General features: G+C 72.6%; 1 pseudogene. It reads right to left on the bottom strand.

The features are described 5' to 3' along the window. Positions 1-327, bottom strand: a pseudogene (locus tag AB4Z27_RS29875) (DNA polymerase III subunit gamma/tau); the annotation flags it as partial. Positions 328-350: the final 23 nt, after the last annotated feature.

Here is a 350-nt window from a genome sequence, read left to right as displayed (position 1 = left end):
GAACGCCAACTGCTGGGCCAAGCCCTTGAGCGGCAGCGTGGCGGCCAGCGTCGGCCAGTCGTCGGTGAACACGGGCGGCGTGCCGTCATCGGCGGCACTCGGCGCCACGGGCGGAATCGCAGGCGCCAGTTGCACAGCCGGCTGAGCGGGCTGTGCGGCGGCCTCCGGTTCCGGCCGGCGCGCCGGCTTCGACTGTGGTGCGGCGCGGCTGGCGCGCGGCGCGGGTTCGAACGAGTCCGACTCGAAACCGCTGTCGTAGCCGCCGAAGCTCGGGTCATAGCCCGGATCGCTGTCGTACGGGCCGATCACCGGCAAATCGGGGGGCAATTCCTCCCAAGGCGCCCAAGGCG

It is taken from the genome of Cupriavidus sp. KB_39 (genome assembly GCF_052114485.1).
GTDB lineage: Bacteria > Pseudomonadota > Gammaproteobacteria > Burkholderiales > Burkholderiaceae > Cupriavidus.
The sequence above is the reverse complement of the archived record's forward strand: the minus strand, read 5'-3'. Positions and strand labels throughout refer to the sequence as shown.